Below are 12,315 nucleotides of genomic sequence, written 5' to 3' on the forward strand. Positions count from 1 at the left end.
CCGTCGCTCAACCGGCGACACCCGTGATCCGCAGCACGCCGCCCTTCCCCAACGCCTCCCGCGTCTCGACCAGCGTCGTCCGCGCGGCGCGCGCATCGCCGGCGAGTCGCAGCAGCGCACCCAGTTGCGATGGCTGCCGGAGCAATTCGCGCAAAATCGGCCCGAGCGCGGTGGTGCCGTCGTCGCGCAGGCCCGCCGTCGCGGCCGGCGGCAGCGTGCGCCAGGCCGGATCGACGACCGCTCGACACACGGCGAACGGCAGACCGCGAGCGGCAGCGGTCGCCCCCGCGATGTGCGATTCCATGTCCACCGCTAGCGCGCCGGTCGATTCGTACAGCCCGCGTTTGTCTTCAGCGGTGATCAGCGGCGCGGCGACCGCCGCCGTCGCGCCACGGCGCACACGTCCCGCGAGCCCTTCGGCGGTCCTGACGTCAGTTACCGCGGCGGCAATCCGCTCCGACCACTGCCGATCCGTGTCGATGCGTCCAAACGGTCCATGCACCGCATCCGCGACGATCAGCGTCCCCGGTTCCAGATCCGGCGCGAGTCCGCCCGCCGTGCCGAAACTGACGATCCCCGCCGCGCCGCGAGCGACCGCAGCGCTTAGCGCGCGCTCGAGCAGATCGGCCCGTGCCGCGTACACGACCTCGACGCGCTCGCTGCCGTCGCCACGCGCGATGCGCGCCTCGAACGCCATGCCCGTCACGACGATCACCGGCAAACGGCTATCGCCCGTTCCGACGGACGGCGTCATCGACACGGACATCCGTCACATCCCGACCGTGACGCGCGTGAGCCCATTGCGCTTCAGATGACGGAAGCGCGCGAGCGCCCACAACGGGAAGAACTTGCGATAGCCGTGGTAGCGCAGATAAAACACGCGCGGAAAGCCCGTCGCGGTAAAGCGCGTTTCGTCCCACAGCCCATGCTCGCGCTGCTCACGCTGCAGATAGTCGATCCCACGCGCCACCGCGTCGTGATCGACCTCGCCCGCCGCCATCAGCCCGAGCAGCGCCCAGGCGGTCTGCGACGCGGTGCTCGGCGCGCGCTCGTAGCCGCGATAGTCGAGCTTGTAGCTCTCGCCGCCCTCGCCCCAACCGCCGTCCTCGTTCTGGATCGACACGAGCCATTGCACCGCGCGCCGCATGCGCGGGTCGTCGTGCGACATGCCCGCCGCGTTCAGCGAGCACAACGCGGTCCATGTGCCGTAGATGTAGTTCAGGCCCCAGCGGCCGTACCAGCTGCCGTCCGACTCCTGCTCCTGCAGCATGTAGTCGAACGCGCGCTGCGCCGGCTCGCTGTTTTGCGGCAACTCACCGATCTGCGCGAACATCGACAGACAGCGGCCCGACACGTCCGCGGTCGGCGGATCGAGCAGCGCGGCGTGATCCGAGAACGGAATGTTGTTCAGGTAGTACTGGGTGTTTTCCGGCTCGAATGCACCCCAACCGCCTTCGCTGCTTTGCATGCCGACTACCCATTCGCGCGCGCGGGCAATCGCTTCACGATCGACATCGGACTTCGTGAGCGCAGCCGAACGATGCATCGCCATCACGACCACCGCCGTATCGTCGACGTCCGGGTAATGCGCGTTGTTGTACTGGAACGCCCAGCCGCCCGGCCGCACGTTCGGACGGCGCGAAATCCAGTCGCCGCGCACGTCGAGAATCTGCAGCGGACGCAGCCACGCGAGCCCGCGTTCGGCCGCCTGTTCGGCGCGCGCTTCGCGGGTTTCGAGCAAAGCGTGCGCGGCGAGCGACGTATCCCACACCGGCGACAAACACGGCTGGCAATACGCTTCGTCGTCCTTGATGACGAGCAGCTTGTCGAGCGACTTGCGAGCGATCGCGCGGTTCGGATGATCGGCCGGATAGCCGAGCACGTCGTACATCATCACCGAGTTGGCCATCGCCGGGAAGATCGCGCCGAGGCCGTCCTCGCCGTTCAGCCGTTCGTCGACGAACGCGACAGCCGCGCGGATCGCGCGTTCGCGGCTCGCCTTCGGCAACAGGCCATCGACCGCGCGCAGCACTGTATCGACACAGCGGAAAAAGCCGAACCAGCCCGCGTGCTGATGCGGTGCGCGCTCGTTCATGCCGGTGTTCACGGGCGCGCCGCGGAACAGCTCGTCGATGCGCACCTTGCGCGGGTTACGCGCGAGCGGCCGCTTCGCGTTGAGCACGAGCAGCGGCACGATCACCGTGCGCGCCCAGTACGACACCTTCGACAGGTGGAACGGGAACCACATCGGCAGCAGCATGATCTCGACCGGCATCATCGGCACCGCGCGCCACGACACCACGCCGAAGAGGGCGAGCAGAATTCGCGTGAACACGTTCGCGTGTTCCGCGCCGCCGTGCGCAAGGATCGCGTCGCGCGCGCGCACCATGTGCTCGGCGTCGACCGGGTCGCCGATCATCTTCAGCGCGAAGTACGCCTTCACGCTCGCGCTGATGTCGAGCGCGCCATCGGTGAAGAGCGGCCAGCCGCCATTCGGCAACTGGATGCGGCGCAGATAGCGCGCGATCTTCTGTTCGAGTTCGAGGTTCGGCGTCTCGCCGAGGTAGTGCACCAGCAGCACGTATTCGGCCGGAATCGTCGCGTCGGCTTCGAGTTCGTAGATCCAATGGCCGTCCGGCTGCTGCGCGGCCAGGATCGCATCGGTCGCGCGCGTGATCGACGCGTCGAGCGGGCTCGCGCCGGCAGTTTGCATGGCCGACGGCGTTGCGGTTGCCAATGCGTCCGCCACGGCGGGCGCGTTGGCAACCACGGCAGCTTCGGCCAGGTTCGGCGCCGCATCGGCGGCTTCGGGCAGCACCGCGTCGAGCGGCTGGGTTTGAGATAAGTCGTTCATCGGCGTTCCATCTGTTGATTCAGCAGTGTATCCGCGGCCTTCTGGCCGGAGCGGATGGCACCTTCGAGCATCGCGGGCAGGCCGGTGGACGTCCAGTCGCCTGCGAGCAGCAAATTGTTCCAGCGAGTGCGCGTGCCCGGTCGCAGCGTCTCCTGCTCGGGCAGCGCGGCAAACATCGCGCGCGGTTCGATCACGACCTGCCAGCGCGGTAGCGGCGCGAGCGGCAGTTTCACCGCCGCTGCGACCTCGGCCCAGACGGTCGCCGCGAGCGCGTCGTGCGGCATGTCGAAGAGCCGCTCGTCACCGTTGAGCGTCACCGACAGGCGGTCGTCGAACGCAAACAACCATTCGGCCGTTCCGTTCAGCAGCGCGCTGATCTGCGGCAAACCGACCGGCGGCTCGACCGCGAAATGCACGCTCAGCGCGGCCGCGAAACGCGTCGGCGCACGCAGCCCCGGCACCAGCGCCGCTGCGGCTTCGGGCGGCAGCGCCAGAATCACCGCCTCGTTGGCGCCGAGCGTGATGCTCTCATCGGCGAAATGCAGCGCCTGCACACGCGCCGGGTCGGCCGCGAGCGCGATGTCGCGCAGACGCGAACCGAGCCGGATCGTCGCGCCGCCGTGCTGCAGGAGCCGCAGCGCCGGATCGACGAACGCACTGCCAAGACCATTACGCGCAACGAGCGGCCGGCACGCGAGCCCGCCCGCGAACAGCGTTTCGCGCACGAGCGCGCCGGTCAGCTCGGCCGACGCGTCGCGCGGCTCCAGGTTCAGCAGCACATGCAGCAGCGGCCGCAGCAGCCGGTCCCATAGCGGACCGTCACAGCGCATCGTCTGCGCGACGCTGCGGCCGGGCTTCGCGAACAGCAGCGGCACGAGCGACAGGTAATCGGTCGGTACCGTGTTCGGCACGCGCGCATGCGCATCGAAAATCCACCACGGCAAACGCCCCGGCGACAGACGCACGCTCCAGCGCGAACGCGTGGCCAGATCGACGAACGGATACTCGGGCTGCGCGGGGCCGACCAGTTCGTCGGCGGCGCCGATCGCACGCACGTAGTTCAGCGTCGCGGCATTGGCCGACAGCACGATGTGATTGCCGCTGTCGAGCGTCGCACCGAGCCTCGAGTCGTAGTACGAACGGCAGCGGCCGCCCGCGTAATCCTGCGCTTCGTGCAGCACGACCCGCGCGCCGCGCCGCTGCAACTGCACAGCGGCGGCGAGCCCGGCCACGCCCGCGCCGACCACGTGGACGAGCTTCGGCATCAGCTCAGAAAAGCGCGTAACGCGCGACGATCCACAGCAGGCGCAGCTTCGGCTTGCTGACCTTCGTGCGCGGAACGTCGAAGCCGCGCTCCAGCGTACGCTCGAGCAGCACGCGATAGACGCCCGACATGATGCGCGGCGCACGCACTTGAGCGCGCGGCTCGCGATCCATGATCGCATCGGATTCGGCGAAGTGCTGCTTCGCGCGCTCGGCGAGCGTCGCGCAAACGAGCGGCAGCGTCGGGTCGTCGGCGATCTGCCGCGGGTTCGTGGCCGCGATGCCTTCGCGCGCGAGCAGCTCGCGCGGCAGATAGCAGCGGTTGATGTCCGCGTCTTCGTCGATATCGCGCAGGATGTTGGTGAGCTGCAGCGCGCGGCCCAGATGGTGCGCGAGCAGCCGGCCCGGCTCCTCACGCATCCCGAATATCCTCACCGACAGACGGCCGGCCGCGCTCGCGACGCGGTCGCAATACAGGTCGAGCGTGGTGTCGTCGGGCGCGCAGATGTCGGCGGCGGCGTCCATCGCCATGCCGTCGATCATCGCGTGAAAATCCTCGCGTTGCAGATGAAACGTGTGAATGTGCCGCGTCAGCGCGCGCAGCGACGCCCGCGGCTGGCCGGCGTAGCACGCGTCGATGTCCGCGCGCCATTGCTCGAGCCCGGCCGCGCGCTCGGCGCGCGGCAGGCTGCTGTCGGCGATGTCGTCGACCGCGCGGCAGAACGCGTAGACCTGGTACATCGCATCGCGCTGCGCCGCCGGCAAGATGCGCATCGCGAGATAAAACGAGCTGCCGGACGTGGCGGCAGCCGCGTCGATTTCAGTATCGTCCACGACGAGATTGGAAACAGCCAAGACGATCTCCGCTGGAGGCGCCCGCTGAAAGGCGTTCAAAGAGGTTTTTATGCCGACCCGCAAGGCAGTGTGCCCGCGCGCGCGGACACGCGCGAAACATCCGGCTGGGCGGCCGGAAACGGCGAAAAGTATAGCAATCTTTGCCGGTGACCGCAGATTGGGCGGCCAATGAGGACGCAAAGAAAGGCCGCCGGGCGCGGCGAGCTGGAACCGCACCGCCCTCGCTAGCGAATCAGGCCCCCGCGAGCCGGAACGCGACCGCGCAGTTGCGGCCCTGGCGCTTTGCTCTGTAGAGCGCCGCGTCGGCCTCGTTGATCAGCACGTCGTACGCGGGTACGCCCTCGCGCGCCGACGCGCCGCCGAGGCTCGCGGTGACCGGCACGCTGGTGCCGATCAGCTCGACCGGCGTTTCCTCGATCACGCGACGGATCTTCTCCGCCACCAGCATCGCGTCGTCGAGCGGCGTGCACGGCAGCAGCAGCGCGAACTCCTCGCCGCCGAAGCGCCCGAACGTGTCCTGCGCGCGCACCACACCCGCGACACGCTGCGCCATCACGCGCAGCACCGTATCGCCGACGCCGTGACCGAACTGGTCGTTGATCCGCTTGAAGTGATCGAGATCGAACAGCAGCATCGACATGTCGCCGCCGTAGCGCTGCCAGCGCGTGAACTCGTCGCGCAGCCGCGCTTCGAAAAAGCGCCGGTTCGCGATGCCGGTCAGCCCGTCGCGATTCGCATACTCCTGCAGCTTCGCAACCGCCTCCTCGCGCTCGCGCTGCACAATGCTCACATGCGTCACGTCGGAGATCGTCACGCACACGGCCACCACTTCGCGGCCGCGCATCAGCGGCATGAACGTGCAGTCCTGCTGCATGAAGTCGACCCCACCGGTGATCGGCCGGTCGTGATCGAACTTGAACAGATAGGGGCGCTGCTCCCACGAGCTGAACGCGAAGCTGCCGAGCTGGAATACGCTCTCGATCTTGCGCGACAGCCACACGCGCGGCAGCTCCGGAAAGTTCTGGTAGATCGAGCGGCCGACCACCTGCTCCGCCGACAGGCCGCTATGGTCCTGCATGAAGCGATTCCACATCAGCACGTTCAGTTCGCGATCGAGCACGAAGATGCCAAAACCGACCCGCTCGACCACGAGGTCGCTCAACGATTCCACTGGGACATTCATAGACTGGACAGCAGCGCATCGAGCGCTTCGTTCATGTGACGGATTGAGTCTTCGGCCATCAGCATCACGAGATGCGCGCGAAAACTCTGATGTTCGAGCGCGAAGTTCACTTCGACGAGCAGCGCCACCTGCCATTGCAGCACGCCGGGCTGGAACACTTCGTCGAGCGTCAGCGTGTCGCCGAGCACGCCCGGCGCGGAAAACACCGGCGTGCGGCCGAGCTGGTCGAGTATCGACGACACGCACGCGCCCGACAGCAGGTTCGCGACGTCGAGCATCAGTTCGCGCTCGCCGATCGCCTCGTAGCTCGAACGCGCGTACGGGTCGCTGACCAGCGAACACAGCTGCGCGATGCTGTCGCTGCGACAGATCACCAGCACCTCGCCCTTGATATCCGAGCGAAAGCCCTGACGCACCGCGCTGACCGTGTCGTCGATGTGGGTCATCTCGCGCAGCGTGCGCGCCGCATCGCTCACCGCGACCATCTTCACGCGCGGCACCGACAGCTCGATAAACGAATCGAGCAGTCCCGCGAGCCGCGTCGCGGCCCGGCCCATCGCAAGGTTGGCGATTTCCTGTAGCGCGTCGCGCTGGTCTTCGGTGAAGGCGGGCTCAGACATACAAGCCGTACTCCTTGAGGATGGGCAGGACCGCCTCCGGCGTCACCGGCTTGGCGATGAACGCGATCGCGCCGAGCTCGCGCACGCGCTCCTGGGCGAGCGGCTGCACGTCGGCGGAAACGACGATCACGAAGGTATTGAGGTCCTCGTGCTGCAACGCCTCGAGGACCTGGTAGCCGGTCATGTCCGGCATCGTCAGATCGAGGAACATCACCGAGGCCTTGCCGTCGCGATAGAGCGCGAGCGCCTCGCGCCCGTTCGTCGCGTAGGACACGTCGACAGTCCAGTCGGGCGGCAGTGCCTTCGTGAGCAACTTGCGGGCGAGCAGCGAATCGTCGGCGATCACAATGGGCAGCATGGCAACGGCGGGTCGGGCGGTTTTTTAGGCGGGCGGATAAAGGAATCGGCTCGTTCGTTTGCGCGCTTTCCGCGCCTGGTCGTTTGCGTTTTGTTCGTCCCGACAGCGGAGGACAGCACGCCTTCACGTGATGCCGACCGATGCGCGACCAGGTACAGTGGCGCCTGTCGAATTGCAATTGCCTATGGCGAGAGGGGTGCTAAATGCAGCAGGACGCGTTTTGGCGGACCTCGACGATCCGGCGCACAGAGGCGGCAACGGCCTTTTATCGTGGCGAGGATTGTCGAAGCAAAGCCGCGCAAAAGCAACTCGCCGAAATCGCCGACGGTAACGATCTGTTTCCAGACTAGGTTAATTTGAGAAATAGTTTTATCGTCAGGACCGGCAATCTTTTAAGTTTATCCTTTTGTGTACGTTTGCGCTTCCCGATTCGTCGCTGTTTTAAAACCGCTCTTAAAGAACGGCCGGTACGGTGGACGCGCGTCCCCGACGCTTTGCGGCAAGTTTTTCCGCGCTCCGTCTATGCTTGTTCTGAAGGCGGCATGGTGCCGGCAATGGCCCGATACGGGGCTGCCAGATTCGAACGACTTTTCGCGTCAACGACAATGACATCAGACCAGGTCGACTCCGTGCGAGCGGGCCGCCTTTCGGGTCGTCCTTCCCGCGAGCAGGACGACGCGTCGTTTCCCGCCGTACCGGAACAGAACTTCCAGGTACGTCGCATCACACTGATCGCGCTGCTGGTCGCGGCGATCGTGCTGCCGTTCGTCTACGTCGCGGCGATGGCATTCAGCGATCTGCGCTCGCGCGAGGCCGATGCGACCGAGCTGGCGCTGCGTACGGTGCGGATCGCCGAAGAACACGCATTGAAGGTGTTCGACATGAACGAGACGCTGAACTCGCGCATCGTCGATCTGACCGAGGGCCTCGACGACGACGGCATCCGCGCGCGCGAACACACGATTCACGACAAGTTGCGCACGATGGGCGGCGGCTATCCGCAGGTGGCTTCGGTGTCGATCTACGGCGAACAGGGCGCGCTGCTGGTGAGCAGCCGCCTGTATCCGGCGCCGGAAATTTCGGTCGGCCAGCGCGACGATTTCGTCGGCATCCGCGACGGCAGCGTGATCGAACGCGTGTCGAAAGTGATGACGGGGCACGTCAGCGGCGAGCAGGTGTTCAACATGGGCGTCGCGCGCCAGCAATTCAACGGTTCGTTCGCGGGAACGGTGTCGATCGCGCTGCGGCCCAGCTATTTCGATGCGTTCTATCGCGAGTTGCTCGGCAACAGCGACGACACGCCGATCATCATGAGTCTCGTGCGCACCGACGGCGCGGTCCTCGCGCATTACCCGCGCGGCCCCCGCGAGCCGACCGCGCTCGCACCGGATTCGCCGTTCGCCGAAGCGGTTTCGCACGGGCAGCGCTCCGGCGTCGTGCGGATGCACTCGAGCTTCGCCGACGGCAACCTGATCGTCGCATTCCGGCACGTCGGCTCGTATCCGGTCTACGTGCTGTGCGGCTATCGCACGTCGGCGATCTGGGCCGCCTGGTACAGACACCTGAGCGTGCTGATCCTGTCGATGTTCACGCCGTCGATCGCCCTGTGGTGCGTGATCTGGCTGTCGCTGCGCCGCCTCGGCGCCGAAGAGGAAGCGTGGCAGCGCTGGCAGGCCGAGGCATCGATGCGCCGCTCGATCGAATCCGCGTACCGCCAGTCGCGCAAGATGGAAGCGCTCGGCACGCTGGTCGGCAGCGTCGCGCACGACTTCAACAACCTGCTGATGATCCTGTCGGCCAATGTGCAGATCGTGCGACGGCGCGGCGTCGGCGGACTGGAGCGCGAACTGTCGGCGATGGAGCGCGCGTTGAAGAGCGGCCAGTCGCTGACGCGGCAGCTACTCGGCGTCGCGCGCAAGCAGCCGCTGCGCACCGAGACGCTGTCGCTCCAACGCTGGCTGCCGTCGTGCCGCGAGCTGCTGCGGGCGTCGCTCGGCGCGAAGGTGTCGCTCGTGATCGATAGCGGCGTCGACACCTGGCCGGTGCGTGTGGATGTTGCCGAGCTCGAGCTCGCGCTGATCAACGTCGCCGTCAATGCGCGCGACGCGATGGCCAACGGCGGGCGCTTCACCGCGCGCGCGAGCAACGTCGTGTTCCGCCACGAGGACGGCTTTCCGCTGACCGGCGAGTTCGTGCAGCTGTCGCTCGAGGACACCGGCGCCGGCATGGCACCCGACGTGCTCGCGCACGCGTTCGAGCCGCTTTACACGACCAAGTCCAAAGGCATGGGCACGGGGCTCGGGTTGCCGCAGGTCTTTGCATTCTGCGAGGGCTCGGGCGGGCTCGCGGCAATCGACAGTGCGATCGGCGCGGGGACCGCGGTGCGGCTCTATCTGCCGCGCGCGTCGACCGAGCCGCAGACGGCTGGACCCGCCGAAGCGCTCGCGCCCGCAAGCGACGCGCCGCACGGTCTGCGCGTGCTGCTCGTCGAGGACAACGAAGAAGTCGCCGCCGGCACCGAGGCGCTGTTGCAGATGATGGGCCACCAGGTGAGCTGCGTGTTCAACGCCGACACGGCGCTGCGCGTGCTCGACGACGCCCGCGCGAAGCGCGCGGACACCGGCGAGCCGCTGCCGTTCGATCTGGTGCTGTCGGACATTCACATGCCGGGCAAGATGAACGGCATCGATCTGGCCGAAGCGGTGCTCGGATTCGACCCGCCGCTGCCGGTCATTCTCGTCACCGGCTACGCGGAAGAGCTCGACCGCGCGCGGCACGTGAACGTGCGCGTGCTGTCCAAACCATTCGATATCGGACTGCTCGAACAGCTGCTCGAAACGATCCAGCACAACACCGTGCAGACGAGCGCCGATACCGCCACGGATCCGGCCGATACCTGACGTCCGCGTCGTCCCGGCGTCATTTACCAGGCCTTGTAAAAAGCGCGGCGCTCGCACGCCGCGCCTTCTTGGTCGCGAGCCCGCGTGATGCGTAGCGCGGGGGGCATCGCGGGCGCGCACGGGACGCAGCGCCGCCGCGCGTCGGTGCGGGGGCATGATCGTTGCGTGCCCAAAGACGGCAAGGGGACGGCGCCTCGGGCGCCGCCCGTTCCAGCAGAACATGTCGGGAGACAACCATGCAACATCTCGTGATTGGTTTATTCGACACTTACGTGCAGGCCGAAACCGCCCGCGACACGCTCGTGCAGACCGGTTTTGCGCGCGAGAAGATCGAGTTGCAGGCGAACGCCGAACCATCGGTTGGCTCGGCCACCAGCGAAGTCGCCAACGCGGGCGTGCTCGCGAATATCGAGCGCTTTCTCGCCAGCCTGTTCTCGACCGGGCCGCGTCCGTCGGACACCGCCCGTTATGCCGAGGCGATGCGGCGTGGGGCGGTGCTCGTGTGCGTTCATGCCGCGAGCCAGTCGCATGCGGAACTGGCGCGCAACACGCTCGTGCGGCTCGGCGCGACCGATATCGGCGACCGCCTGCCCGAAGCGGACGCCCCGGTCGCCTCCAACCGCGACCACTCGGTGCTCGATGAGCTGGGCATCGGCGCGGTGATGCCGGGCACGCCGCGTACCTCGAGCGTAACGACCGAGGCGGGCGCGACGCCGGGCATGCGGGACACCACGGCAACACCGGGGGCGGGTGCGAGTTCGAGCAGCGGCGCAACGGGTGCGGCGGGCGTCGGCGAATCGACTGGAATCGCCGGCGCGACGGGCGCCACTTCGGCAACAGGGACGACCGCGCCCGACACCATGCCTCCTCCTGCGACTCCGCGCCCCGATCCACTGACCGCCATGCCGCCGCCGGACATCGGCGCGGCCGCCGAGCCGTTCGCGCCGCCGCCGGTCAGCGAACGGCCGATGAGCGATCCGGTCAACGAACCCATCGCCGATCCTCTCACCGGCGATGTGGGACGCAGCGCCATCGCCGCCGGCTCCGTGCCGGGTTCGGGCGCGGTGATGCAGCCCCAGCCGTCCGACGTCGTCCCGGAAGGCGGACAGCCGGGCACCGGACCCGGCGCGCAGATGCCGAACGAATATCTGGAGTACGAAGAAGACTTCCGCACGCACTATGACGAGCAGTACGCAGCCGCGAACGCGCGCTACGAAGACTACGTGCCGGCCTATCGCTACGGCGCGGAGATCGGTCGCGACGCGCGCTTTCGCGATCGTCCGTGGGAGGAGATCGAGCCCGAAGCTCGCCGCCATTGGGAAACCACGTCGCCGGAGAGCACGTGGGAGCGCTTCAAGCTCGCGGTGCGTCATGGGTGGGAGCGGGTGACCGGGCATCACCACGTGTAGGTGATGCGGCGGGCGAAACGGGCGCGGCCGCCTCGCGCGGCGCGCGCCGTGTCCTCGTTGCTTCGGCGGACGGTCAGGGCGCGTTCGGCGCCGCTAAGTCTCGATTACGCCACCGCCCCATGCCGCTTGATCCACGTGACGTAGCGGTCCATGAACGATTGAAGGAACTTGCGCGTGCCGTCGTTGACGATCTCGCCTTTTTCGTTGATCACCGACGGATCGTGCTTGATGAATACTTCGGGCTGCCCCATCGTCGCGACGTCGAGATAGGCGAGCACGTTGCGCAGATGCTGTTGCGCGAGCGCCGTACCGGTGGCGCCGACCGAGGTGCCGATCACCGCGCCGGGCTTGTTGCCCCACGAATTCGTGCCCCACGGCCGCGAGCCCCAGTCGAGCGCGTTTTTCAGCACGCCCGGCATCGAGCGGTTGTATTCGGGCGTCACGAACAGCAGACCGTCCGCGGCTTGCACGCGCTCCTTGAGCTTCTTGCCGGCTTCCGGATAGTCGGCGTCGTAGTCCTGCGAGTACAGCGGCAGGGAGCCGATATCGATGTATTCGAAGGTGAAATCGGCTGGAGCGAGAGAAATCACCGCCTGAGCCAGTTGGCGATTGAACGAATCCCGCCGCAGGCTGCCGACGACCACTGCAATGTGATAGGCCATGTTCGCTTCCTCAGTTAGTGCGCTCGACGCGCAAAGAGTAGGACTGTTCATGATAGGCAAAAGCCGCGTGAAACGCCTGGGCACTGGCGGATTTGGCTAGGCGATAGCGGATCGGGAAGGGTTCTTGCGGCACCTCTCGGTGGATAACCTCGCCACTCGAAAAGTTATCCACAGAATCGCTGAATAACCTTGTGGATAAGTTGAACTTTTA

General features: G+C 66.9%; 11 protein-coding genes. 3 read left to right on the top strand and 8 right to left on the bottom strand.

What is annotated here, in order from left to right:
- Positions 1–7 precede the first annotated feature (7 nt).
- The 7 genes from G5S42_RS12845 to G5S42_RS12875 all read right to left on the bottom strand — a co-directional run bounded on the left by G5S42_RS12845 (position 8) and on the right by G5S42_RS12875 (position 7,133).
- Complete coding sequence (locus G5S42_RS12845) at positions 8–766, bottom strand: phosphorylase (protein ID WP_176107073.1); 759 nt, start codon at positions 764–766, stop codon at positions 8–10.
- 3 nt (positions 767–769) lie between these two features.
- Entirely contained in the window at positions 770–2,854 is a 2,085-nt protein-coding gene (gene shc / locus G5S42_RS12850) for a squalene--hopene cyclase (RefSeq protein ID WP_176107074.1), read from the bottom strand.
- A complete protein-coding gene (hpnE, locus tag G5S42_RS12855; RefSeq protein WP_176107075.1) occupies positions 2,851–4,119 on the bottom strand; it encodes a hydroxysqualene dehydroxylase HpnE in 1,269 nt (422 codons plus the stop codon). The genes shc and hpnE overlap by 4 nt, the downstream gene beginning before the upstream one ends.
- 4 nt (positions 4,120–4,123) lie before the next feature.
- Positions 4,124–4,972: a presqualene diphosphate synthase HpnD gene (gene hpnD / locus G5S42_RS12860; RefSeq protein ID WP_176107076.1), complete on the bottom strand. Its 849-nt coding sequence runs from the start codon at positions 4,970–4,972 to the stop codon at positions 4,124–4,126.
- 232 nt (positions 4,973–5,204) lie between these two features.
- A complete protein-coding gene (locus tag G5S42_RS12865; protein ID WP_176107077.1) occupies positions 5,205–6,155 on the bottom strand; it encodes a sensor domain-containing diguanylate cyclase in 951 nt (316 codons plus the stop codon).
- On the bottom strand, positions 6,152–6,775 hold the full coding sequence (locus G5S42_RS12870) for a chemotaxis protein CheC (RefSeq protein ID WP_176107078.1): 624 nt from the start codon (positions 6,773–6,775) through the stop codon (positions 6,152–6,154). The genes G5S42_RS12865 and G5S42_RS12870 overlap by 4 nt, the downstream gene beginning before the upstream one ends.
- Entirely contained in the window at positions 6,768–7,133 is a 366-nt protein-coding gene (locus tag G5S42_RS12875) for a response regulator (protein ID WP_176107079.1), read from the bottom strand. The genes G5S42_RS12870 and G5S42_RS12875 overlap by 8 nt, the downstream gene beginning before the upstream one ends.
- A gap of 203 nt (positions 7,134–7,336) precedes the next feature.
- Between G5S42_RS12875 and G5S42_RS12880 the strand changes: the two genes are divergently transcribed.
- The 3 genes from G5S42_RS12880 to G5S42_RS12890 all read left to right on the top strand — a co-directional run bounded on the left by G5S42_RS12880 (position 7,337) and on the right by G5S42_RS12890 (position 11,442).
- Positions 7,337–7,483, top strand: a complete 147-nt coding sequence (locus G5S42_RS12880) for a hypothetical protein (RefSeq protein ID WP_176107080.1) — start codon at positions 7,337–7,339, stop codon at positions 7,481–7,483.
- A gap of 255 nt (positions 7,484–7,738) precedes the next feature.
- Positions 7,739–10,033 carry a hybrid sensor histidine kinase/response regulator family protein gene (locus G5S42_RS12885; RefSeq protein ID WP_176107081.1) on the top strand — a complete coding sequence of 765 codons (2,295 nt, stop codon included), beginning with the start codon at positions 7,739–7,741 and terminating at the stop codon, positions 10,031–10,033.
- A 236-nt stretch (positions 10,034–10,269) separates the two neighbouring features.
- On the top strand, positions 10,270–11,442 hold the full coding sequence (locus G5S42_RS12890; protein ID WP_176107082.1) for a hypothetical protein: 1,173 nt from the start codon (positions 10,270–10,272) through the stop codon (positions 11,440–11,442).
- 104 nt (positions 11,443–11,546) lie between these two features.
- On the opposite strand, the gene G5S42_RS12895 is transcribed toward G5S42_RS12890, so the two are convergent.
- The gene (locus G5S42_RS12895) at positions 11,547–12,104 is read right to left on the bottom strand and encodes an NADPH-dependent FMN reductase (RefSeq protein ID WP_176107083.1); all 558 of its coding nucleotides are present in this window, start codon (positions 12,102–12,104) and stop codon (positions 11,547–11,549) included.
- Positions 12,105–12,315 lie beyond the last annotated feature (211 nt).

This window comes from Paraburkholderia youngii (assembly GCF_013366925.1).
GTDB lineage: Bacteria > Pseudomonadota > Gammaproteobacteria > Burkholderiales > Burkholderiaceae > Paraburkholderia > Paraburkholderia youngii.

What these genes read in the sequence shown, in the direction of transcription:
- G5S42_RS12895 (WP_176107083.1), bottom strand. Translation starts at nt 12,104, where the DNA reads ATGGCCTATCACATTGCAGTGGTCGTCGGCAGCCTGCGGCGGGATTCG.
- G5S42_RS12890 (WP_176107082.1), top strand. Translation starts at nt 10,270, where the DNA reads ATGCAACATCTCGTGATTGGTTTATTCGACACTTACGTGCAGGCCGAA.
- shc (WP_176107074.1), bottom strand. Translation starts at nt 2,854, where the DNA reads ATGAACGACTTATCTCAAACCCAGCCGCTCGACGCGGTGCTGCCCGAA.
- G5S42_RS12870 (WP_176107078.1), bottom strand. Translation starts at nt 6,775, where the DNA reads ATGTCTGAGCCCGCCTTCACCGAAGACCAGCGCGACGCGCTACAGGAA.
- G5S42_RS12865 (WP_176107077.1), bottom strand. Translation starts at nt 6,155, where the DNA reads ATGAATGTCCCAGTGGAATCGTTGAGCGACCTCGTGGTCGAGCGGGTC.
- G5S42_RS12885 (WP_176107081.1), top strand. Translation starts at nt 7,739, where the DNA reads ATGACATCAGACCAGGTCGACTCCGTGCGAGCGGGCCGCCTTTCGGGT.
- hpnE (WP_176107075.1), bottom strand. Translation starts at nt 4,119, where the DNA reads ATGCCGAAGCTCGTCCACGTGGTCGGCGCGGGCGTGGCCGGGCTCGCC.
- G5S42_RS12880 (WP_176107080.1), top strand. Translation starts at nt 7,337, where the DNA reads ATGCAGCAGGACGCGTTTTGGCGGACCTCGACGATCCGGCGCACAGAG.
- G5S42_RS12845 (WP_176107073.1), bottom strand. Translation starts at nt 766, where the DNA reads ATGTCCGTGTCGATGACGCCGTCCGTCGGAACGGGCGATAGCCGTTTG.
- G5S42_RS12875 (WP_176107079.1), bottom strand. Translation starts at nt 7,133, where the DNA reads ATGCTGCCCATTGTGATCGCCGACGATTCGCTGCTCGCCCGCAAGTTG.